Here is a 22,007-nt window from a genome sequence, read left to right as displayed (position 1 = left end):
GCCTCTTCGGGCTACGGACCGGTCAGGGGGAGTTCGATGCGGAACGTACAGCCCCGGCCGGGCGCGGTGTCCAGGGTGAGCCGACCGTCGTGGGCGGTGACGAGGGCGTGGGCGATGGCGAGGCCGAGGCCGGAGCCGCCGGTGGTGCGGGCGCGGGAGTCGTCGGTGCGGTAGAAGCGGTCGAAGACGCGGTCGCGTTCGGCCGGGGTGAGGCCCGGGCCCTCGTCGGCGACTTCGAGCACCGCCCGGTCGTCGACGGTGCCGACGCCGATACGGATCGGGGTGCCGTGCGGGGTGTGGGTGACGGCGTTTCCGATGAGGTTGGTGACGACCTGGCGGAGGCGGGCCTCGTCGGCGACGGCGGGGGCGGTGGCGGGTCTCCCCCCGCCGGGTCCGGTGAGGGTGACGGGACGGGCGGCGTCCAGGGCGCGTACGTCGTGGAGTGCGTCGGCGGCCAGGGTGCGCAGGTCCATGGGGGCGAGATCGAGGGCGAGGGCCGGCTCGCGGTCGGAGACCGCCTCCTCGTCCAGCCGGGCCAGGAGGAACATCTCCTCCACCAGCCGGGTGAGGCGTTCGGACTCGGCGGCGATCCGGGTCATGGTCTGGTCGACGTCCTCGCGGGTGGGCAGGGCGCCCATCCGGTAGAGGTCGGTGTAGCCCTTGATCCCGACGAGGGGCGTGCGGAGTTCGTGGCCGGCGTCGGCGAAGAAGCGGCGGGTCCTCGCCTCGGCCTCCGCGCGGGCCCGGAAGGCCGTGTCGATCCGCCCGAGCATCTGGTTGAGGCATGCCGTCAGGTGTCCCACCTCGGTGTGGGGTGCGGCCAGTTCGGGGACCCGGTGGGAGTAGTCGCCGGCGGTGATGGCCGTCGCGGTCTCCTCGATGCGGGTCAGCGGGCGCAGCCCGGAGCGGACGGCGAACCAGCCGGCGGCGGTGAGGACGACGAGCAGGGCGGCGCCCACGGTGAGGGAGAGGTTGCGGGTCTTGGTGACGGTGCGGTCGACCTCGTCGAGGGAGGTGGCCACGACGACGACGCCGCCGCTCTCGGCGTCTTCGGGCGGGAACAGCTGCGCCGGCTGGGTGAGGGCGATGACCCGCCACTCGTGGTCGCCGTCCTTCGAGGGCACGGTGAAGGGCCGGGCCCCGTGGGCGACGACGGACGTTCGGTCGAGGGGCGGGAGTTCCGGGCCGCCACCCGGGGGTACGGTGCTCGTCTCGAACGTCCTGCGGGTGGCGCCGTCGTCGTCCAGATAGGTCACGGTGGTGTCGCCGAGGACGCTGAGGGCCTGCACACTGGGCGGGGTCCCGGTGTCGGCGGGCGGAACGAGGCGGGCGGCGATCTCGCCGGTGAGGACGAGCCGGTCGTCGACGCGGTTCTGGAGATAGCCGTGCAGGGCCGCGGTGACGATCACGCCGGTGCCGAGGAGGCCGACCGCGACCAGGGCCGTGGTCAGGCACAGCAGTCGGGTGCGGAGTGACAGCCGGCGCAGCCACCGGTGTCCGGGCGGCCTCAGGGCGGGCCGCTTCACGACCGGGGCTCTCGGATCACGTAGCCGACGCCTCGGACGGTGTGGATCAGCCTGGGCTCGCCCTTGTCGACCTTGCGGCGCAGATAGCTGATGTAGGTGTCGACGATGCTGGGGTCGCCGCCGAAGTCGTACTCCCACACGGCGTCCAGGATCTGGTTCTTCGTCATGGTCCGCTCGGCGTTGGCGACGAGGAAGTGCAGGAGGCGGAATTCGGTCGGGGACAGCCGGACGGTCCGTCCCGCCCGGGCGACGTGGTGGCTGTCGGGTTCCAGCGTCAGGTCGCCGACGGTGATCCGGGCCGGCTGCTCGCCCCGGGTACGGCGCAGTACGGCGTGGATGCGGGCGATCAGTTCTTCCAGGTCGAAGGGTTTGGTGACGTAGTCGTCTCCGCCGAGCCGCAGGCCGTTCAGGCGGTCCTGACGGGCGTCGCGTGCGGTGACGAAGAGGACGGGCACGTCGCCGCCTCGGCCGGGCAGGGGTGAGCGGGGCTGGGCCCGCAGGCGGCGGATCACCTCGAAGCCGTCCATGTCCGGGAGCATCACGTCGAGCAGGACGAGATCCGGTGTACGGTCCGCGGCCAGGTCGAGGGCTTCCTGACCTGTGGCGGCGGCGTCGACGGCGAAGCCGGCGTAGCTCAGTGCGGTGCGCAGCAGTTCCCGGACGGTCGGCTCGTCGTCGACGACGAGCAGGTGGTCCCGGCCGGGGCGACCCACGGAGTGCGGGGTAGGTGCGGTTGCCGCCATGGTGTGGATCGCCGCCTTCACGGACTGGGGACTGGGCTGACAGGGGCCTTCTCAGGAGATCACATGGAGCTCACGACACCGTGTCCGAGGGGACCCGGCGGGCGGGTCGGTCGGCGGCCGGCGGGCCGCCCGTGATGTCGCGCCGCCGCGGGGCCGGGCCGGAACGCCGGGCCCGTCGGCCGTGCAGGCGGCTGCCGGCGTACGAGGCGAGGGCGGCCAGGACGAAGCCGGTCAGCGCGGACAGCCCCGGGCCGCCTTCCAGGCCCGCGGTCATGCCGCCCATCTCGTTGCCCATGAGACTGATGCCGATCCGCAGCGAGCCCTGCGCGAGAAGGGGAAGCAGCAGTGCGGAGACACCCACCGCGACGCCCGTGCGCAGGGCGATCTCCGCGTGGCGGTCGAGCAGGGCCTCGGAGTCCTCGCGCGGGGTGCGGGCCGGGGTGCGGGCGGAGGCCACGTACCCGGCGATCACCAGGAGGAGCAGCATGAGGGCCATGGCGAGCAGCCACAGCGGCACGCCGGCGCCCGACCAGCCGCCGAGGTCGACCGACTTGTCCGTACCCGCCGCGTCACCCTGAGCCGCGCCCGCACCGCCCAGCATGCCGAGCATCCCGCCACCGCCTTCGGGCTGCAGCCTTTCCATGCCGGCCTGCCAGGAGGCGCCGAGGCCGGCGGTGAGCAGGACGGCGATCAGGTTGGGGGCGAGGAGCAGCAGCAGACCGGCCGCCTTGGCCGCCTGGTCGCGGCCGGTCAGGGACGCGGCCCCGGCCAGGAGCGCGACGACCAGGGCCGAGCAGCACAGCACGGCTCCGATCCCGGTCACGGTGGAGCTGACGGCATGCCACTTCAGGCGCAGGCGGCTGAGGGCGAGGGGGCGCGGGAGGGTCGTCCGACGGGCGGCGAGGCAGCCGAGGGCGAGGACGACGCCGACCCACAGCAGACCGAAGAGGACGGTCGCCGCGGTATCGGTCTCGAACATCACCGACGACAGGCCCTTGGTGAGACCTCCTCCCCCGCCGCCTCCGAACCGGCTGAACGCTCCCGACGAGGCCCCCTTCCCGAAGCGCTGGGTCACGCTCTCCGGCAACCGGGCCGTGCCCTGGGCCATGCCGGCCAGGATGGGGAGGACCACGACCGTGGTCACCAGCGCGCCGCCGCACCGGACCCACAGCAGCGCCGGGGCAGGCCGCTGCCGTCGGCGCAGGGGCCGGAAGAAGCCGATCGCCAGGACGGCCGTGCCGAGGAACGTCAGCATCAGTGGCGTCACCGCCGCTTCACCGGTCAGGCCGAGGCTCAGGCCTCCACCTCCGCCCCCCAGTCCCCCGAGCAGCCCGCCGAGGCCGCCGTCGGAGGACTCGGCGGAGGGCGCCGATTCCACGGTGACACCGCCGCCGACGGCCATGCTCACCAACGTCGGCACGAGGCGGGAAAGGGGGGCGACCGCCCCGGCGCCGAGGACCGCGAGCGCCGCCCACGCGGCGGCCGTCATCGCCAGGACGGCGGTCGCAACAGAGAGCGCTCCTTCAAGGGCGTGGCGCCAGGCCGAGCCGGGAGGACGAGGGGGCGGCGGGGCGGAGGACATGGGCAGGCTCCTGGGTGCGAGACGACCGGGTACGGGAGAGGGCACGGGGCGGCGGGAGGGGGCCGCCGCCCCGTGGACATGGGCGCGTGGACGCGGATGCGTGGACGCCGGTGCGCGGGTGCGGGTGCGGGTGCGCGGGTGCGGATGCGGGTGCGGGTGCGGATGCGGATGCGGGATCGACGTGCGCGGGCCCCGCTCAGGGGATCGGGCTCAGTGGCCCGGGCCCCTTCCCGCGGTTTCGACGACCGGGTCCCGGCCGCCGTCGGGTGACGCTTCGCCTCCCGTACCCGTGGGATCGGCCTGGTCCCGTTCAAGCCGCTCGCCCTCGACGTCCAGGTCGGGCACGAGGCGGTCCAGCCATCGGGGCAGCCGCCACGCGCGCCGGCCGAGCAGGGCCAGGACCGCCGGGACGAGTGCCATGCGCACGATGAAGGCGTCGAACAGGACGGCGGCGGCGAGACCGAAGCCGATGGTCTTGAGCATCTGCTCGTCGCTGCCCATGAAGGACGCGAACACCGAGATCATGATCACGGCAGCCGCCGTCACCACGCGTGCGCTGTGCTCGAATCCGCTGACCACGGAGTCCTTCGGCGACTGCCCGTGGACGTACGCCTCGCGCATCCGGGTCACGAGGAACACCTCGTAGTCCATGGCGAGTCCGAAGACGACGCCCACCATGAAGATGGGCGTCATCGACATCACCGGTCCCGGTACCGCGACCCCGAAGACCGAGGACAGCCAGCCCCACTGGAACACCGCGACCACCGCGCCGAGGCCGGCGAGGACGGAGAGCAGGAAGCCGAGGGCCGCCTTGAGCGGGACGAGGAGGGAGCGGAAGACGGCGATGAGCAGCAGGAAGGCCAGGCCGACCACGAGTCCCAGGTACGGGAGCAGTGCGTCGGAGAGTTTCTGCGAGACGTCCACGTTCATCGCCGTCGTTCCGGCGACCAGGACGTGGGCCTCGTTGTCACCCGCGAGTGACGGGTCGCGCAGCGCGTGCACGAGGTCGGCCGTCTCGGTGCTCGACGGCGCGGTCGCCGGGACGACGTTCAGGACGGCGGTGTCACCGTTCTCGCTCAGCCTCGGCTGTCCGACCGCCGCGACGTCCTTCCTGTCGCGGATGTCCTCGGCCACGCCCTGGGCGGTGGCCTGGGCGCTGCCGCCTCCCGCTGCCTGGACGACCACGGTGAGCGGGCCGTTGTAGCCGGGGCCGAAGCGGTCGGCGACCAGGTCGTACGCGCGGCGCTGCGTGGTCGAGGCGGGCTTGCTCTCGTCGCCCGGCAGCCCCATCTCCAGGGACGCCGCCGGCACGGCGATCACGCCGAGCAGGGCGATGCCGCCCAGGAGGACGGCGACCGGTCGCCGGACGACGAAGCGGGCCCAGCGCACGCCCATGGCCGGCTTCGGGCCGTCGTCCTCGCCCCGGCGCCGCCCGGCGCGGGGCGGACCGATCCGGCGGCCGCAGATCCCGAGCAGGGCGGGGATCAGCGTGACGGCGATGAGCACCGCGAGGACGACCGTGCCGGCCGCGGCGAGTCCCATCCGCGTGAGCAACGGAATGCCCACGACAGCCAACCCCGCGAGGGCGATGACCACGGTCAGGCCCGCGAACACGACTGCCGATCCGGCGGTGCCCACCGCGTGCCCGGCCGCCTCCTCGCGGCTGCGGCCGCGGGCGAGTTCGGCTCGGTAGCGGGAGACGACGAACAGGGCGTAGTCGATGCCGACCGCGAGGCCGATCATGGTGGCGAGACCGCTCGTGGTCGAGCCGAGCCCGAGCGGCTCCGCCAGTACCTTGATCGCCAGCCCGCCGATGCCCACGCCGAGGATGGCGGTGAGCAGCGGGAGTCCGGCGGCGAGCAGCGCGCCGAAGGTGATGACGAGCACCACGGCGGCCACCGCCAGGCCCAGGGCCTCGGAGGAGTGGCCGCCGGCGACCGCGTCGACGGCGTTGCCGCCGACCTCGACCGTCAGCTCCGTCGAGCCCGCCTGCCCGACGGTGTCCCGCAGCGCCGTGCGCGAGCTCTCCGCCAGTTTCGAGGCGGGCACCTCGTAGGCGACCTGCGCGTAGGCGGTGGAGCCGTCGGCGCTCACGGACCGGGTGGCGTACGGGTCGGTGACCCGCGTGACCTGCGGATCGTCGGCGAGTTCCCGGACCGTCTCCTGGACGGCCCTCGTCGCCTCCGGGTCGGTGATCCTGCCGTCCTGCGCGCGGAAAACGACCCTGGCCGTCGCGCCGTCGGCGTTCAGCTCGGGGAAGTTCCTGTCGAGGAGGTCGTAGGCCTGCTGGGCCTCGGTGCCGGGCATCGAGAAGTCGTTGGGGGGCGGGGCGGGGGCCCTCCCGGCCAGCACCCCCGTCCCCACGAGCAGTACCACCCACAGCAACGCGACCAGCCGGCGCCTCCGGAAGGAGAACCGGCCCAGCCGGGAAAGGAATGTGGCCACAGCAGACGCTCCAGGTCGGTCGAGGCGTATCGGAACAGGCACCGAACGCTGTCAGCCCGTCCTGATCACCTCCGGAGAGATTCTGGGAACTTCCTGGGAGTTCCGGGCCTCACTCCGCAGGGCGAGGCCCGGATCCCCGGCAGGGCCGCTGTCACCGCTGCCTGATTCACAGGAAGTTCACCGAGTCGATGCGAGGTGGGTCCCGATCCGCAGGAACGCCTGGACGAGCGGGCGACGGGCACGTCCGGGGAGATGACCTGCGCTCCGAAGTGGACGGCGACGAGGTCGAGCCCGGGAGAGACGAGGAGCCGCTGGCCGTGGATGCCGCTGGCGAGGTAGGAGCCGTACGGGTCGTTCGGGATCCACCACAGATCGTGGTACGAGAGCGTCGCCGGCGACTCGGGCGGTGCGGCCGGGAAGCGTACGCGCCGGGGATAGCCGTCGGGGACGCCGCTGGTGATCGTCGTCGCCACCCCCTCGGGAACGACCTGCCGGTCGCCGATCGCGCCGCCGCAGCGCAGCATCTCGCCGAGCCGGGCGACGTCGCGCGCGGTGGCGCTGAAGCCGCCGCACGCTGCCTCGACGCCGTCGCCGTCGAGGATGTAGTAGGCGTCCTCCTCGGCACCGATCTTCGACCAGATCATCTCGCTGAGCAGCGCGGAGGTGGTCAGGCCCGTGACCCGGCGCAGGACCTCGGCCAGCGTCTCGACGTTGCCGTTCTCGTAGCGGAACCCGGTGCCCGGCCGGCCGGTGGCGCGGGCGGTCAGGAGGTGTTCGCGGATGGTGGTGGGGCCGTTGTAGCCGTACGGCCGTAGCTGCGGGGCGATGACGGCGAAGTACCGCTGGGCCTCGATCGCCTTGTCGAAGGGCCTGCCCGCGTAGCAGACCTGGGTGCCCATGTGCAGCAGGTCCTCGATCGTGGCGTCGCCGAACGCCGTACCGGCGAGTTCGGGAACGTGGGCGGATGCGGGGGCGGACCGGTCCAGGAGGCCCTGGTGCGCCAGGGTCGCCACCATCAGGCCGATGTAGGACTTGGCCGCCGAGGCGTTGAAGTGCGGGGGTGTGCGGCTCGGTGCCGTGCTGATCCGCGGCGAGCGGGCCTGCTGCTTCTCCCTCACCGAGACCGACGCGGGCTCCGACGTCCGCTCCATGCGCACCGTCGCCGTGCCGGACGGGGACGGCTACCGGCTCACCGGACACAAGGTGTTCTCCTCGGCCGGCCCCTTCGCCGACTTCTCGATCGTCGTCGCACGCATGGCCGGTACCGGTGAGGAGGAGGGCGACAAGCCGCTGTTCTCCGCGTTCCTCGTGGACCTCGACAGCCCCGGCTGCCGCGTCGAGGACGGAGCGACCCCGATGTCCGGCGAGCACATCGAGAGCGACATCGTCCTGGACGACTGCTTCGTCCCCGCCGCCAACCTGCTCGGCGAGGAGGGCAAGGGCATGCGCGTCGCGCTCGGCCGCGTGACCACCAACCGCCTCCTGCACTGCCCCACCGTGCTCGGCGCCACCCGCCGCGCCGTCAAGCTGACGCTCGACCGGACCCGGACCCGGCAGGTCGCGGGCGCGCCGCTGCTCATGCTCCAGGCGATCCAGCACAAGGTCGCCGACATGGCCACCGGGCTGTACGCCGCGCGCTCCATGACGTACGACGCGCTGGCGGCGCTGGACGAGGGCCGCGAGGTCCACACCGAGGCGTTCATGTGCGAGCTGTTCGTCGCCGAGTCCGCCTTCCGCATCCTCGACGAGGCCGTGCAGATCCACGGCAAGGAAGGACTCACCCAGGGCAGTGAGATCGAGTACCTCTTCCGCAAGATCCGCATGTTCCGTGTCCTCACCGGCACCTCCGAGATCCAGCGCAACGGCATCGCCAAGCTCCTGGCCTTCAACCACTGACCCACCGTCCGGTCCAGGAAGGCACCTTCCGGCATGACCATCTACGTCCCTGTGCGTCCACGGCAAACCGCTGCATGCCGACGATCTACACCGGCACCCGCTGCGTCCTCGTGGACCCGAGCCCGCTCCGAGGCGTCGACCCGACACAGGCCGGGCCTGGCCGTCCACCTGGCCCGCACCCCACCCGGACGCCTTGGTTCGACGCATGTCAACATGGGCGTATGTCGAACGTGAAGGTTCTGCCGCCCGGGGAGCCGGACCTCGTCGAGGCCTGCCGCCCCCCGCTGAACGAGGGCCCTCTGTCGGCCGGCCCCGCGAAGGCGGCGTGACCGGCGTGCGGATCGAGGCGATGGTGGACGAGCATGCCGAGCAGGTGCTGGGCATCTACCAGGCGGGGATCGACGAGGGCAACGCCACCTTCGAGACCCAGGCGCCCGAGTGGGCCGCGTTCGACGAGGCCAAGCTGCCCGGCCACCGCTTCGTCGCCCTCGACGACGGGCGGGTGCTGGGCTGGGTGGCGGCGAGCGCGGTCTCCGACCGGTGCGCGTACGCGGGCGTGGTCGAGCACTCCGTCTACGTTCACCCCGACGTCCGTGGCCGCGGCGTGGCCCGCGCCCTCCTGGACGCCCTGGTCGCATCCACCGAGGCGGCCGGGATCTGGACGATCCAGTCGGGGATCTTCCCCGAGAACACCGCCAGCCTCGCCCTGCACGAGCGCACCGGCTTCCGGATCATCGGCACTCGGGAGCGGATCGGTCGGCACCACGGCAACTGGCGCGACGTGATCCTTTTGGAGCGCCGCAGTTCAGTCGCGGGCTGACCGCCCGCCGAGGTCCCCTCCCCGCGAGGGGGTCCCGGTCGAGCGGTCGCGGCTCGGTAGGCACCGTGCCGTGAAGGGGTGCGCCGTGCTTACCGGTTGTTCAGTGGGATCTTCCAGAGCTGGCCCAGGTCGTTCGACGCCTCCGACCGCTTCGGGGCGCCACTGCGCGCCCTTGTTGTCGACAACCGCGTCCATCAGGGTGACGGTCTTGTCCCGCGCGTCGTAGGACACGTGCCGGGAGTGGAGTGCCATGGGGGCCATGCGCCGGATGTTCTGGTCGTCGGCGTGCAGATCCCAGACCTGGTTGTTCTTGCACCTGCAGGGCGTCCAGCCGAGGACCTCGCTTCCCGCCGAAGTGTCCCCGGCGGTGAGGTCCATGTCGTTGTCGCCCCCCGGTGCCGCGCCGCCCTGACCTCCCTCGGCGACGGGGCACCGGCCGGGGCGGGGCGGCGGGGCCATCGGCCGGCCCATCGGTGGGCGTACCCGTCGGTCGGGCTAGTCCGGCGTGCGGCGCATGCCGGTCGGCGCTTGGCTGGAGGAGTCTCGTGCCGGCCCATGAGACGTACGCGACCGGGAGGCGCCAGGACATGCAGCCCCAGTTCAGGACGCAGAACATCGCGTCGGCCCCCGGATTCCTTTCGGTCGCCGAATGCGCCGAGGTCATCCGGGCCATGGCGCAGGCGCGGCGGGAGAGGGCCCAGATCGTGCGCGCGGGTGAGTCCATCCTGGACGAGTCGCTGCGCCTGTGTTTCGACCATCACTTCCCGGAGGACTTCAAGCGTCGCATCGGCGCGCGCATGGCCTCCTATTTCGGCGACCACCGCGCGGAGTTCGACTCGGACGCGGACTATCTGTACGGACCGTACTTCATGTCGTACGAGAAGGGCAGCTACTTCCGCGCGCACCGGGACGTGGCCAACCACAAGGACGATCCGCCCCGGCTGGCCGCCCACCGGTGGTCGCTGCTGCTCTACCTCAACGGGCGCGACGGCGGCGAGGACCTGCCGACGTTCGACGGCGGTGCGCTCACCGTCTACGAGACGGACCCGGGCCTGCGCGACCGCCGGGTGGTCGTGGTGCCCGAGCCCGGCATGCTGCTGTTGTTCCGCTCCTCCCTGATGCACGAGGTGGCCCACGTGCGCGACGGCACGCGGTACGCGGTCGCGGGGTGGATGTCCCGTGCAGACTCCCCCGCTCTCGGAGGCCCACGATGACCCACCACTCCCCCACGAACGAGTCGGTCCGGATGGCGGTGACCAAGGAGCCCGACGTCGAGACGCGGACCGCACTCGCCGCGTTCTGCCGTCGCAACCGGTACCCGTACCTCTACTCGGAGGTCCTCGAACCGCTGTTGTCCCGGGGCGGCCTGGTGCTGGCGCTGGCCACGACGGAGCGGCCTTGGCCGCCCAAGGGCATCGGGTCGCAGACCGTCGAGGCCGTGGGCATCGCCATGATCGGCAGCGAGAACCGGGCCCATCTCACCCCTGTCCTGACGGACCGGCGCAACGCCACCAACATCGGCCTCGTCGGTGCCGTGACCAAGCAGCTGCTGGAGCACCTGCGCGAGGCGAACGTGCCGTCGGCCGGATACCTGGTCCGCCAGGGCGACCGGGCTCTCGAGCGGGCGCTCCAGCAGTCCGGTTTCACCGAGGCCGACTTCCAGTCGTCCACCGACTTCGCCGACTACCTGGAGTTCTCCGCCGCACCGCAGAAGGTGCTCGACGTGCTGAGCCTGGGCCGGCTGCGGCTCGGCGACCTTCTGGCACTCGCCCTGGACGGCGGCGAGCTCGACCGGCTGAACTCCTACCACTTCGCGCTGAGCGCCGGGATCGCGGCCTACCTGCAGGACTCGATCCGGTACGCGGCCGTGCTGCCGGGGCTGATCGACCTGATCGCCACGTCTCCTCCCGGGGGAGTTCCGCCCGGCACGCCCGGCCCCCCGATGGAATGACCCGCACGGCGTCCGGGGCGGGGCGGGTGCCTCTCGGGCGCTCGACGACCGTCTCGCTGGTGATCGCGAGCCTGGACGAGGGCCTGGAGCTGCACGAGACCCTGAGGTCCGTGTTCGCCGGGTCGGACGTCGCCGACGAGACCATCGTCGTCGACGACGGCGGCACCGACGGCAGTTGTGCCGCCCTGGAGCTGGAGGAGTGGCGCGCGCGGGGGGTCGTGGTCCACCGCATCCCGCGCAGCGGCGTCGCGGCGGCCCGCAACGCGGGCGCCCGGCTCGCCCGGGGCACCCACCTGCTGTTCCTGGACGCGCACTGCCGGCTGGAGCGGGACTGCCTCGGCCGGCTGCGGGCTGCGCTGGCGGCCGGACCCGATGCGGTCCTCGCACCCGCCCTGCGCGACTTCGGCGGCACGGCGCCGGGCTGCGGCGCCCGCCTGATCGACGCCGACCTTCGGGTGCGCTGGCTGCCGCCGGGACCGGACGGCGCCCCGTACCCGGTGCCCGTCGCGCCGGGCGGCTGCCTGGCGGTGCGGCGGGCGGTGTTCGAGCGGCTGGGCGGCTTCGGGGCCTTTCGCGAGCTGGGGCTCGAGGACGTCGACTTCAGCCTGCGGGCGTGGCGCGCCGGGATCGACGTGCTGGCGGTCCCGTCGGCACGGCTGGAGCACCGGTTCCGCCCGTACCCGCCCTACCGTCTGAGCTCCGCGAGCCGTGCGTACAACGTGGCACGGGTGGCCCTCGTCCATTTCGACGGCTCGCGCCGCGAGGAGTGCCTGCGCAGGGTGATCGGTACGCCCAGGGCGGCGGAGGTGCTCGTCGAGGCGTTCGCCGGCGACTGGGAGGTGCAACGGGACGCCGTCGTGGCGGCGAGCGTGCGCTCCGCCGAGGCCTTCTTCGAGAGGTTCGGCGACTGGAGGTGAGGCCTGTCCGGCGGACGCCGCCCCGCCGCGTGGGCGCGCCGCGCCGTGGCCCCCCGTGCGCGCCGCGGGCCGAGGGCGGGGAGCCGGTCGGGGGCGCGAGTCGATCACGAGCGCCCGGCGTGTTCGCCGCCGGGCGCGCCGCGTGTTCCCCGCCCGGTCCCCGTCCGCGGGTCAGAGTGCGCCGACGATGTCCTCGACCCTGGCCTTCGCGTCACCGAAGAGCATCGAGGTGTTCTCACGGAAGAACAGGGGGTTCTGGACGCCCGCGTACCCGGAGGCCATGGAGCGCTTGAAGACGATGACCTTGCCTGCCTCCCAGACCGTGAGGACCGGCATGCCGGCGAGCGGGCTGGCGGGGTCCTCGGCCCCGGCCGGGTTGACCGTGTCGTTGGCGCCGATGACGAGGACCACGTCGGTCTTGGCGAAGTCCTCGTTGATCTCGTCCATTTCGAGGACGATGTCGTACGGCACCTTGGCCTCGGCCAGCAGGACGTTCATGTGTCCGGGCAGGCGGCCGGCGACCGGGTGGATGCCGAACCGTACGTCGACGCCCTTCGCGCGCAGCTTGGAGGTGAGCTCGGCGACCGGGTACTGCGCCTGGGCCACGGCCATGCCGTAGCCGGGCGTGATGACCACCGACCGGGCCGACGCGAGCAGCTCGGCGGCGCCCTCCGGGGTGATCTCCGCGTGCTCCCCGTAGTCGACGTCCGAGGTCGAGGGCGCCTCGATGCCGAAGCCGCCGGCGATGACGGAGAGGAACGAGCGGTTCATGGCCTTGCACATGAGGGCGGACAGGTAGGCACCCGAGGAGCCGACCAGCGCACCGGTGATGATCAGCAGGTCGTTGCCGAGCAGGAAGCCGGAGGCGGCCGCGGCCCAGCCGGAGTAGCTGTTGAGCATCGAGACCACGACCGGCATGTCGCCGCCGCCGATCGAGGCGACCAGGTGCCAGCCGAGGGCCAGCGCCAGGACCGTCACGGTGATCAGCAGCCCCAGCTCCGGTGTGATCACGAACCACACGGTCAGGGCGACGAACAGGAGCAGCGCGCCGAGGTTGAGGGCGTTCTTGCCCCGCAGCGTCAGCGGCTTGGAGTCGATCCTGGCGGCGAGCTTGAGGTAGGCCACGATGGAGCCGGTGAAGGTCACGGCGCCGATGAACAGGCCGATGAACACCTCGGCGTGGTGGATTCCCAGGGTGCCGAGCGCGTCCAGGGCCTCGGCCTCGTGGCCGTCCGGGTCGTGCTCGACGTTCAGGAAGCCGTTCCAGCTGACCAGTACGGCGGCCAGGCCGACGAAGGAGTGCAGCAGCGCGATCAGTTCGGGCATGCCGGTCATCTCGACGCCGCGGGCCCGCCGGACACCGATGAGCGCGCCGATGAGCATCGCCACGGCCATCAGGCCGAGGCCGGCGGTGCCGGCGTCGCCGTCCACCGCGAGCACGACCGTCGCGACGAGCGCGACGCCCATGCCGAGCATGCCGAACGCGTTGCCGAGCCGTGCCGACTCGTGCTTGGAAAGTCCTGCCAGCGCAAGGATGAAGAGCAGCGCGGCAACAAGATAGGCCGACTGTGCGGCGAGGGTCGCAGACATGTCAGCTCCGGTTGAACATGGCGAGCATGCGACGCGTCACCGCGAAGCCGCCGAAGACGTTGATACTGGCCAGAAGGATCGCGACGACCGACAGCACCGTGACCGCGGTGCTCGTGTGGCCGATCTGCAGCAGCGCGCCGACGACGATGATGCCGGAGATCGCGTTCGTCACCGACATCAGCGGTGTGTGCAGCGCGTGGTGGACGTGCCCGATCACGTAGTAGCCGATCACGATCGCGAGGACGAAGACCGTCACGTGCGGCAGCATCGCCGCGGGGGCGAGTCCGGCGGTGAGGAACAGCGCCAGGGCGCCGAGGGCCACGCCGCCGAGCTTCCGCCTCGCCGTCATCGACGGCTTCTTCGGCGCCGTCTGCGCCGCGGCGGGACCGGCGGCGGGAGCCGCCGACACCTGTACCGGCGGAGGCGGCCACGCCGGCTCACCCTTGCGTACGACGGTGATCGAGCGCTGCACCGGGTCGTCCCAGTCCAGCACCAGACGGCCGTCCTTGTCCGGCGTCATCAGCTTGAGCAGGTTCACCAGGTTCGTGCCGTAGAGCTGCGAGGCCTGCGCCGACAGGCGGCCCGCCAGGTCGGTGTAGCCGATGATCGTCACACCGTTGTCCGTGACGACCTTCTCGCCCTTCTCGGTGCCGACGACGTTGCCGCCGTTGGCGGCGGCCATGTCGACGATCACCGATCCCGGCTTCATGCTCGCCACCATCTCCGCGGTGATCAGTGTCGGCGCGGGACGACCGGGGATCAGTGCGGTGGTGATGACGATGTCGACCTCGCGGCACTGCGCGGCGTAGAGCTCGACCTCGCGCGCCTTGTAGTCGTCGCCCATCTCCTTGGCGTAGCCGGTGGCCGAGACCTCGACCTCCGGGGAGGCGATCGACAGGTACTCGCCGCCCAGCGAGTGGACCTGGTCGGCCACCTCCGGTCGCGGGTCGGTCGCCCGCACGATCGCACCGAGCGCTCCCGACGCGCCGATCGCCGCGAGGCCGGCGACGCCGGCGCCCGCGACGAGCACCTTCGCCGGGGGCACCTTGCCCGCCGCGGTCACCTGGCCGGTGAAGAAGCGCCCGAACTCGTGCGCGGCCTCGATGACGGCCCGGTAGCCGGCGATGTTCGCCATGGACGACAGCACGTCCATCGACTGCGCGCGGCTGATGCGCGGCACGGCGTCCATCGACAGCGCCGTGAAGGGACGTCGGCCCAGCTCCTCGACCATCGCCGGGTCGAAGGCCGGGGCGAACAGGGCGATCACGGTCGCCGTCGGCCGTACCCGGTCCAGCTGGGACGGGGTCGGGGCGTTGACGCCCAGCACCACGTCCGCGGCCGTCGCGTCGCCGACGGTGGCACCGGCGGCCTCGTAGGCGCTGTCGGTGAAGCCGGCGGCGACGCCCGCGCCCGATTCGACGACTACGTCGTACCCCAGTCTGCGGATCTGTTCGATCGTGGCCGGCGTTGCCGACGCGCGATGCTCACCTGCCCGCGCTTCCTTGAGGACTCCGACAATCACGAGTGTTCTCCCGTTCGCTGCTCTGGCCGACACCGGCGTGTTCTCGACTCGATCGGGGTGTGCCCGCGATGATCCGGAGCACGCCGCTCAGCTTGGCCGTCGAGAGCTCCCCTTGAACAGCACCTACCGGTGAGGCACATGCAACACTCGACGGCGCCTCGCACTCGAGTCCCGCCGGCCACGCGCACGATCGCCGACCGGACCCGGTGCTTCCGGGTCCGGTCGGCGATCGCCGCGGTCATGCGTTCGCGCCGGTCAAGGGGGGCGCGTCGGTCGTACGGTCACACGCGTGAGGTGCGGGGTGGGTCAGCGGCGTAGCTTCAGGCGGTGGACGCCGCCGTCGACCGTGCCGACGTAGAGCGTGCGCCCGTCGGGAGCGGCGGCCAGCTTCGTGGTGTCGGTGTTCTGCAGACCGCTCGAAACGTTCTCCCAGGTGAGGCCGTTGTCGGTGCTGCGCAGTACGCCCCGGCCGCCCTGGACGAGTCCGGACGCGGTCGAGCCGGTGGTGGCCGCGTAGAGCGCTCCGCCGACCCTCAGCAGGTCCGCGACGTGGACCGCGAGCGGGCCGGTGTCGGCGGTGCGGAAGGTCCTGCCGTCATCGGTACTGACCCGGACGGACGAACCGCCGACGACCAGGCGTCGGCCGTCCGTCGCGATCGCGGAGACGGGGCCCTCGGCGACCTTGGTCTTGGTGACGCCGCCGTCGTCCGAGCGGTAGAGGCCCGAGGCGTTGCCGAGCCAGAGGCGTCGCGGGTCGCGCGGGTCACCGGCCAGGGCGTCGAAGGACCTCTCGTGGAAGAGGTTCTTCCACGTCCTGCCGCCGTCGGACGTGGAGAACAGTCCGTCGCCGAAGATGCTCCGGAAGCTGATCGCCACCCGGTCCGGGTCGGCGGGGTGGACCAGGATCGAGGTCGGTATCTCCGACGACGTGCCCTTCACCTGCCAGGTCCGGCCGGCGTCACCGCTGCGGGAGACCTCGAAGAGGCCGGTCGCGGTGCGCCGGACCTGCCACACCACCTTGGTGTCCTTGGGCGAGACGGCGATGTGCGAGGTGAGGCGACCGGTCCTGCCCTCCGCCCCGGACTGGCCCCACTCGGGGCCGGCGACGGGGATCGCGGTGCGGTAGGTGCCGCTCACCGTTCCGGCGAGCAGCTGGTCGCCGGCGGCCGCGAGGGCGAAGGTGGTCAGGCCCTGCACGCCGATCCTCCGGTAGCCGGTGCCGTCGGCCGAGCCGCGGTACAGGCCGTCCTGTTCGCTGGACACGGTCACCGATCCGTCGGCCCAGCGGTCGTAGTCCATCGCGATGGCGGCCTTCGAGGGGGCGGGCATGGGCTTCCAGGTCCTGCCGTGGTCGCGGCTCACCTGCCCGGCGCCGAACAGCGCGCGCAGGTACAGGTCGCCGCCGGAGGCGGACAGTCCGTCGCCGCCCGCCGCCAGAGGCAGCAGCGTGGTCCAGGTGCGGCCCTTGTCGTAGGAGCCGCGGACGCCCGTCCCGGGGACGTAGGCCGCCACCACGGTGGAGTCGGCCGCCATGCCGCGGAGGGTGCTCACCCGCTCGTCGAGGACGAGGTGCGCCGTACCGGGGTCGCCCCTGCCGACGCCGTCGATCCGCCAGACGCTGTCGAAGGTCGCCAGGTAGAGGGTGTCGCCGACGAGGGTGGCGTCGCGGACGTCACCCCTCACGCCGGTGGGGTACGTCGCCCAGCTGTCGCCCGCGTCCGTGCTGACCAGCAGCGTGCCGTCGACCACCGCGGCGAGGGTGCGGGTCTGCTCGTCCGCGACGAACGCGTCGATGTGCGCGTCGGGCACGTCGAGCTTGCGCCAGGTGCGGCCGTTGTCGTCGGTACGCAGGATCGTGCCACGACGGGTGGGGTCGGCGGCCCTGTTCACGGCGTACCACCAGCGATCGGGGCGGTGGGCGTCGACCACGACCGCTCCGGTTCCGTTGCCGTCGGCGATCGGCAGCCTGCCCACCTGGCGCCAGTGGGCGCCGCCGTCGGTGGTCAGCCAGGGGGCGGCCTTCCGGAACTGGGTCACGACGGCCTGCCTCGGCCGGGCGGGCGAGAGCGCGACGTGACCGGCCTCGCTGTTCGGGCCGATGGGCTCCCAGCGGTCGCCGCGGCCGGCGGCGGGGGTGACCTCGAAGGCGCCGGTTCCGGTGATCCTACGGCCGTCGGTGGTCGTGGCCCGCACGGCCAACCGGTAGGCGCCGGCCGCCTTCCCGGTCACGTCGGCCTGGTAGTAGCCGGCGCCGTTCATGGTGGTGGGCAGCGTGAAGGCCTTGCCGTGCGGCGGCGTCACCGTGATCTCCGGCGGCGCGTCCAGGGCGGCCGGGGCGGCGACGTGCACGGTGGAGCGGCCGTCGCTCGGGTCGGGGGACGCCTGGACGACCAGGTGCCGGACGACGAGCAGGTACGGCACCCGGAGGGCCGGGCCGCGCGGCGGGGTGGCCGTGATCCGGCCGCTGATCTCCGTGTCGGTGGCCGGGCGGTCCGCCCGCAGGGTGACGTCGACGGTTGCCGACCCCCGGGCGGGGACGGTGACCCGCCGGGGAGACACGGTGGTGGGCCCGGTGCTGGTGAGGTCGACGGTCAGCGGTCGGCCGTCGGGGTTGGCCAGCCGTACCTTCGCGGTGCCGCCGACGGTCCTGTCCGCCAGGTCGGCGAGGCCGAACGACACGCTCGTCGGGGAGGCGCCGAGGGTGGCCGACGCCGCGGCGGCCACGTCGAGCCGTCCGTTGCCCTGGACGGTGAGGCCGGTGCCGGCGAGCTGCTTCGCGGTGCCGACCAGTGCGGACCGCACCCCGTCGGGGTCCTGGTCCGGGCGCAGTTGGCGCAGCAGGGCGGCGGCTCCGGCGACGTGCGGGCTCGCCATCGAGGTGCCCGACATGCGGTAGACACCGGGTTCGTACATCGAGGTCGGGATCGTGGAGCGGATCTCCACGCCGGGTGCGACCAGGTCGGGCTTGAGGCCGAAGCCGGTGCCGGGTCCGCGCGACGAGAACGAGGCGATGGCGTCGGTGGAGTCGGTGCCGCTCAGGGTGACGGACACCTTCCCGGCGGCCAGTTCACGGCTCAGCTGGGCGTACTGGGTCGTGTCGATGCCCATGACGACCAGGCGGTCCATGCGCAACGAGTCGCCGGAGGCCGCGGTCCTCGTGAGGTCGGGACGGGCCGGGGTCTCCCGGGCCTCGACCGTTCCCGGGGTGGCGGCGAGCACGGGTCCGGCGTGGGACGGGAGGCCGCCGAGCACGGCGAGCGCGCCGCGCTTCTCGGCTTCGCGCGCCCAGTCGATGTCGCTCTGGCTCAGGACGTCCGTGGCGGGCGCGACGAGGATGTCGGCCCGAAGGATCTTGCCCCGTACGTCACCGACCCGCTTCCAGTCCTCGGCGGTGCCCGCACCGACGTCCACGAGCGGCGCGGTGACCGGCTTCGCGGGCGGGTTCGCGGACAGGACGCCTCGGTACGTCTGGATCAGTTCGGGCTCCTTGCCCGCCAGGTACGCGCTGGGTATCCGCAGCCCGCTGGTGGAGGCGCCGACCGCGATGACGCCGTCGGCCGACGCCGGAGTGCCGACGGTGCCGCTGCCGGGTCCCTCGTTGCCCGCCGCCGCGACGACGACCACTCCGGCCCGTACGGCCGCGGTCGCCGCGCGGCCCAGCGGGTCGGTGCCGTCACCGGGGCCGCCGAGGCTCATGTTGATGACGTCGGCCGGGTAGGGGTTGGCCGGGTCGGCCGCCGCCTCGATGCCGGCGATGATGTCGGAGGTGTAGCCGCTGCCGTCGGCGCCGATGACCTTGTAGGCCAGCAGGCGCGCGTCGGGCGCCATGCCGGTGGTCCCTCCCTTCCTGGCCGCCTTGCCCGCGATGATGCCCGCGACGTGGGTGCCGTGACCGTTGTCGTCCATCGGGTCGTCGTCACCGTTGGCGAAGTCGAAGCCGCCGACGACCTTGTGGCCCTTGCCGAAGCCGCCGCCCAGGTCGGGATGGCCGTAATCCACGCCGCTGTCCAGGACCGCCACGACGGTGCCCTTGCCGGTGGCCTTCACCCCGGCCGGGTCCTCGCGCTTCCAGACCTCGGGAGCGCCGGTCAGCGGGACGCTGGTGTCCGTGCGCACCTGTATCCGGGTGTCGGGCCGGACGGCGCTGACGCCCGGCAGCGCGGCGAGCCGCGCCGCCTCGGAGGCGGGCACCGTCATCGCCACGGCGTTGACGAGCAGAGCCAGCTTGCGGGGGGAGCCGGGGTGCAGTCCGGCGTTCCGCACCGTTCTGACGAAGGCGTCCTGCCGTTCCGCCAGGGCCCGTCGGGCGTCGCCGACGGCGGAGGTGGTGCCGGCGGACAGCGAGGTGAGCGAGCCGTCGGGGGCGGCTGCGACGGCGGCGTCCCCGGACAGCTCGACGATGACCCGCTGGTTCGGGTCCGGTGACTTCGCGGTCGCGGTGCCGGGTGCCGCGGTGAGGGTCCCGGCCAGCGCGACGGTGGTGACCGTGGCGGCGACCAGGCGTCGGCTTCTACGTGGGTTCTTGGCCATGGGAAGAAGTCCTAGCGCCGAAGTCACTCTCCGTACAACGGATCCTGACGGCCCATTGCTGCACCTGGCACAAGTGGGCCAGGATCCGCATATGACGAACGAGCTCACCGCGGCAGGCATCGACCCGTTCGACGAGAGCGTCTACCGGGCCGTGTTGACCCGGCGTACGGCAGCCCCGACCGAGCTCGCCGCCGACCTCGGCTGCTCCCTTCTCCGCGCCGCCAGAGCGCTGGACCGGCTGCACGACCACGGCCTGGTCGGGCGGCTCGCGGGCGTCCGTCGCCGGTACGCGGCGATCGAGCCGGGCGCCGCGGTCGAATCCCTCGTACGGGCCAGGACCGCGGAGTTGGACCGGGTCCGTTCGGCGGCGGGTGAGCTGTCCCGCCTCTTCGCGGCGGCCCAGGCCGGCACCGCCGGGGAGGAGGAGGTGGAGATCGTCACCGGCCGGGAGGCGCTCGGCCGTTGGTTCGTCCGCCTCCAGCAGGAGGCGGACGCGGACGTCAGGACACTGGACCGGCCGCCGTACGCGCTGACCACCTCCAACCCGGTGGAGAGCGCGGCGCTGGGGCGAGGCGTGCGCTACCGCGCGGTCTACGCCCCCGAGGCGCTGGAGTGGCCGGGGGTGCTCGAGGACATCCGCGGACTCGTGCGCCGGGGCGAGCAGGCCCGGGTGATGCCGGGCCTGCGGATCAAACTGGCCATCGCGGACCGCCGGCTGGCGCTGATGCCGCTCTCCCTGGACCTCGACGGCGTGCGCGCCGCGGTCATCCGCCCCTCCACCCTGCTGGACGCCCTGACCGACTACTGGGAACTGTGCTGGAAGCAGGCCCTGCCCCTCGACGTACCCGCAGAGGACCCGCTCGGTGAGGAGGACCGTCTGATGCTCACCCTGCTGGTCAGCGGCCTCAAGGACGAGGCCATAGCCCGCCAGCTCGGCTGGTCGGTCCGCACCATGCGCCGGCGCATGAGCCGCCTCCACGAACTCCTGGGCGCGGTGAACCGCTTCCAGGCCGGCGTCGTCGCCGCACGCCGCGGCTGGATCTGACCCGTCACCGGTCGGCTACCGAGCGCGGGGCGTCGGCCGGTTCGGCGGCGGGCGCCCCGGCGAAGGCGGTCGCCGCCGGACGGGTACGGGCCCCTCGGTCCGTACCGCACCGGCCGGGTCCGCGAGCCCTATCTGCCCACCGGCCCGATGGGCCGCCTCATGGCCAGGAACGAGGACCTCCACGCGCAGGTCGAACCGTTCGGACCCGACGTGCTCGTGACCGGCGAGACCGACCTGGAGGACTTCGGGATCACGGCACGCATCATGCCCCCGGGCACACCGCCGGATCGGTCTCCGTCCTGACCGTCGGAGGCGACCTCGTCGCGGGCGACCTGAGCGCCAACTCCTTCTTCGGTCCCGTCCGCGGCCGGCCAATCCGCCCTTCCACGACGACCCCGTGCTCAACCTCGCCAGCCTGCGGAAGATGCTCGCCCTCAACCCCACGAGCCTCCACGTCGGCCACGGCACTCCCCTCGACCCCGACCGCGTCCGGCGCTGGGCCTCCCGGGAACATCGGCGGCCGTCGAGGCGGGCGGCAACCGGTCGGATCCGCGCCCGCACGGCGGAGGAGACGACTGCGGAAGGGGGCCGCCCCTGATGCAGCAGGACCTCACATCGGCGTCATCGAACTCCGCAGGCCCGGCAGCAGCCAGTCCTGGAAGAGCGCCAACACGGCCAGCACCAGGAACGCGACGCCGGCCAGCCGGGCCAGCTGTGGCCCCCGGGACCAGAGCTTCTCCAGGAAGATCAGCGCCGCCACCCCCGCCATCGCCGCGACGTTCATGACACCGAGCGGGATCAGGACGCCCATCAGCGCCCAGCAGCAGCCGACGCAGTACGCGCCGTGGTGCAGCCCCACCCGCAGGTCGCGCAGCCGCGGCCGGTACGCGGCGTACCGCATCAGCTGGGCCATGGGGCTGCGGCAGTGCCGGAGGCAGATGTCCTTGAGCGGGCCCAGCTGGTACAGCCCGGCCAGTGCGAAGGCGGCCGCCCCGATCCACTTCCCGACGTCCGGGTCACGATCGACCAGGGCGCCAGTGAGCGCCAGCCCGCCGTACGCGAGGAGGCCGAACGCCGTCCACACCACCAGGTAGCCGGAGACGAACTCGGTGGTGCGCAGCGCCCGCCCGGCTCCGCTGGACTGGCGGGCGATCCCCTTGGCCCAGGTCACCGCGACGGGGGCGACGGAGGGCAGCATCATCGCCGCCATCATCGCCAGCCACAGCAGGAGGAACAGCGGCAGCGCCATCCCCATCGTGCCGGGCCCGACCCCCATGCCCCGGGCCTGGTCCACGGTGAGCACCCAGGCCAGGGCCGCGATCAGGACGATCAGCGCCCAGGCCACGGCGAGGTCCCGGACCGGCAGCAGCACTCCCGCCCGCAGCGGGTGGTCGGTCCTGTCCGGCCGCCGAACCGTACGCATGACGCACTCCCATCGGA

Annotated in this window: 16 protein-coding genes; 7 read left to right on the top strand and 9 right to left on the bottom strand. The window is 72.8% G+C overall.

Annotated elements, in window-relative coordinates; all coding sequences use genetic code 11:
* Positions 1-11 precede the first annotated feature (11 nt).
* The 5 genes from OG309_RS34490 to OG309_RS34470 all read right to left on the bottom strand — a co-directional run bounded on the left by OG309_RS34490 (position 12) and on the right by OG309_RS34470 (position 7,414).
* Positions 12-1,526, bottom strand: a complete 1,515-nt coding sequence (locus OG309_RS34490; protein WP_329427025.1) for a HAMP domain-containing sensor histidine kinase — start codon at positions 1,524-1,526, stop codon at positions 12-14.
* A complete protein-coding gene (locus OG309_RS34485; RefSeq protein WP_329427023.1) occupies positions 1,523-2,269 on the bottom strand; it encodes a response regulator transcription factor in 747 nt (248 codons plus the stop codon). Before OG309_RS34485 ends, OG309_RS34490 begins: the two co-directional genes overlap by 4 nt.
* A 70-nt stretch (positions 2,270-2,339) precedes the next feature.
* A complete protein-coding gene (locus OG309_RS34480) occupies positions 2,340-3,851 on the bottom strand; it encodes a streptophobe family protein (RefSeq protein WP_329427021.1) in 1,512 nt (503 codons plus the stop codon).
* 210 nt (positions 3,852-4,061) lie between these two features.
* Positions 4,062-6,296 carry an MMPL family transporter gene (locus OG309_RS34475; protein ID WP_329427019.1) on the bottom strand — a complete coding sequence of 745 codons (2,235 nt, stop codon included), beginning with the start codon at positions 6,294-6,296 and terminating at the stop codon, positions 4,062-4,064.
* A 65-nt stretch (positions 6,297-6,361) separates the two neighbouring features.
* On the bottom strand, positions 6,362-7,414 hold the full coding sequence (locus tag OG309_RS34470; RefSeq protein WP_329427017.1) for a serine hydrolase domain-containing protein: 1,053 nt from the start codon (positions 7,412-7,414) through the stop codon (positions 6,362-6,364).
* Between OG309_RS34470 and OG309_RS34465 the strand changes: the two genes are divergently transcribed.
* The 5 genes from OG309_RS34465 to OG309_RS34445 all read left to right on the top strand — a co-directional run bounded on the left by OG309_RS34465 (position 7,374) and on the right by OG309_RS34445 (position 11,880).
* Complete coding sequence (locus OG309_RS34465; protein ID WP_329427015.1) at positions 7,374-8,192, top strand: acyl-CoA dehydrogenase; 819 nt, start codon at positions 7,374-7,376, stop codon at positions 8,190-8,192. The two genes, OG309_RS34470 and OG309_RS34465, sit on opposite strands and share 41 nt — an antisense overlap.
* Positions 8,193-8,541: 349 nt before the next feature.
* Positions 8,542-9,012, top strand: coding sequence for a GNAT family N-acetyltransferase (locus OG309_RS34460; protein ID WP_329428696.1), 471 nt, complete (start codon positions 8,542-8,544; stop codon positions 9,010-9,012).
* A gap of 545 nt (positions 9,013-9,557) precedes the next feature.
* On the top strand, positions 9,558-10,226 hold the full coding sequence (locus tag OG309_RS34455) for a 2OG-Fe(II) oxygenase (protein ID WP_329427013.1): 669 nt from the start codon (positions 9,558-9,560) through the stop codon (positions 10,224-10,226).
* Positions 10,223-10,963, top strand: coding sequence for a hypothetical protein (locus tag OG309_RS34450; protein WP_329427011.1), 741 nt, complete (start codon positions 10,223-10,225; stop codon positions 10,961-10,963). Before OG309_RS34455 ends, OG309_RS34450 begins: the two co-directional genes overlap by 4 nt.
* A 26-nt stretch (positions 10,964-10,989) precedes the next feature.
* On the top strand, positions 10,990-11,880 hold the full coding sequence (locus OG309_RS34445; protein ID WP_329427009.1) for a glycosyltransferase family 2 protein: 891 nt from the start codon (positions 10,990-10,992) through the stop codon (positions 11,878-11,880).
* A gap of 171 nt (positions 11,881-12,051) precedes the next feature.
* On the opposite strand, the gene pntB is transcribed toward OG309_RS34445, so the two are convergent.
* The 3 genes from pntB to OG309_RS34430 all read right to left on the bottom strand — a co-directional run bounded on the left by pntB (position 12,052) and on the right by OG309_RS34430 (position 19,522).
* On the bottom strand, positions 12,052-13,470 hold the full coding sequence (pntB, locus tag OG309_RS34440) for a Re/Si-specific NAD(P)(+) transhydrogenase subunit beta (protein ID WP_329427007.1): 1,419 nt from the start codon (positions 13,468-13,470) through the stop codon (positions 12,052-12,054).
* A 1-nt stretch (position 13,471) separates the two neighbouring features.
* Complete coding sequence (locus OG309_RS34435; RefSeq protein ID WP_329427005.1) at positions 13,472-14,992, bottom strand: Re/Si-specific NAD(P)(+) transhydrogenase subunit alpha; 1,521 nt, start codon at positions 14,990-14,992, stop codon at positions 13,472-13,474.
* Between the two features lie 306 nt (positions 14,993-15,298).
* The gene (locus OG309_RS34430) at positions 15,299-19,522 is read right to left on the bottom strand and encodes a S8 family serine peptidase (RefSeq protein ID WP_329427003.1); all 4,224 of its coding nucleotides are present in this window, start codon (positions 19,520-19,522) and stop codon (positions 15,299-15,301) included.
* Between the two features lie 91 nt (positions 19,523-19,613).
* Here OG309_RS34430 and OG309_RS34425 point away from each other — a divergent pair, with 91 nt between their 5' ends.
* On the top strand, positions 19,614-20,567 hold the full coding sequence (locus tag OG309_RS34425) for a helix-turn-helix domain-containing protein (RefSeq protein WP_329427001.1): 954 nt from the start codon (positions 19,614-19,616) through the stop codon (positions 20,565-20,567).
* Between the two features lie 159 nt (positions 20,568-20,726).
* Positions 20,727-20,870, top strand: a complete 144-nt coding sequence (locus OG309_RS34420) for a hypothetical protein (RefSeq protein ID WP_329426999.1) — start codon at positions 20,727-20,729, stop codon at positions 20,868-20,870.
* 307 nt (positions 20,871-21,177) lie between these two features.
* On the opposite strand, the gene OG309_RS34415 is transcribed toward OG309_RS34420, so the two are convergent.
* Positions 21,178-21,990 (bottom strand): DUF2182 domain-containing protein, encoded by an 813-nt coding sequence (locus OG309_RS34415; RefSeq protein ID WP_329426997.1) that lies wholly within the window; start codon positions 21,988-21,990, stop codon positions 21,178-21,180.
* Positions 21,991-22,007 lie beyond the last annotated feature (17 nt).

This window comes from Streptomyces sp. NBC_01268 (genome assembly GCF_036240795.1).
Classification (GTDB): Bacteria; Actinomycetota; Actinomycetes; order Streptomycetales; family Streptomycetaceae; genus Streptomyces.
This window is presented reverse-complemented; position numbering and strand designations above follow the sequence as displayed.

Bases quoted from the DNA above. Each gene is read 5' to 3' on its own strand.
- OG309_RS34485 (WP_329427023.1), bottom strand. From the start codon at position 2,269: ATGGCGGCAACCGCACCTACCCCGCACTCCGTGGGTCGCCCCGGCCGG.
- OG309_RS34480 (WP_329427021.1), bottom strand. From the start codon at position 3,851: ATGTCCTCCGCCCCGCCGCCCCCTCGTCCTCCCGGCTCGGCCTGGCGC.
- OG309_RS34460 (WP_329428696.1), top strand. From the start codon at position 8,542: ATGGTGGACGAGCATGCCGAGCAGGTGCTGGGCATCTACCAGGCGGGG.
- OG309_RS34450 (WP_329427011.1), top strand. From the start codon at position 10,223: ATGACCCACCACTCCCCCACGAACGAGTCGGTCCGGATGGCGGTGACC.
- pntB (WP_329427007.1), bottom strand. From the start codon at position 13,470: ATGTCTGCGACCCTCGCCGCACAGTCGGCCTATCTTGTTGCCGCGCTG.
- OG309_RS34430 (WP_329427003.1), bottom strand. From the start codon at position 19,522: ATGGCCAAGAACCCACGTAGAAGCCGACGCCTGGTCGCCGCCACGGTC.
- OG309_RS34425 (WP_329427001.1), top strand. From the start codon at position 19,614: ATGACGAACGAGCTCACCGCGGCAGGCATCGACCCGTTCGACGAGAGC.
- OG309_RS34420 (WP_329426999.1), top strand. From the start codon at position 20,727: ATGGCCAGGAACGAGGACCTCCACGCGCAGGTCGAACCGTTCGGACCC.
- OG309_RS34415 (WP_329426997.1), bottom strand. From the start codon at position 21,990: ATGCGTACGGTTCGGCGGCCGGACAGGACCGACCACCCGCTGCGGGCG.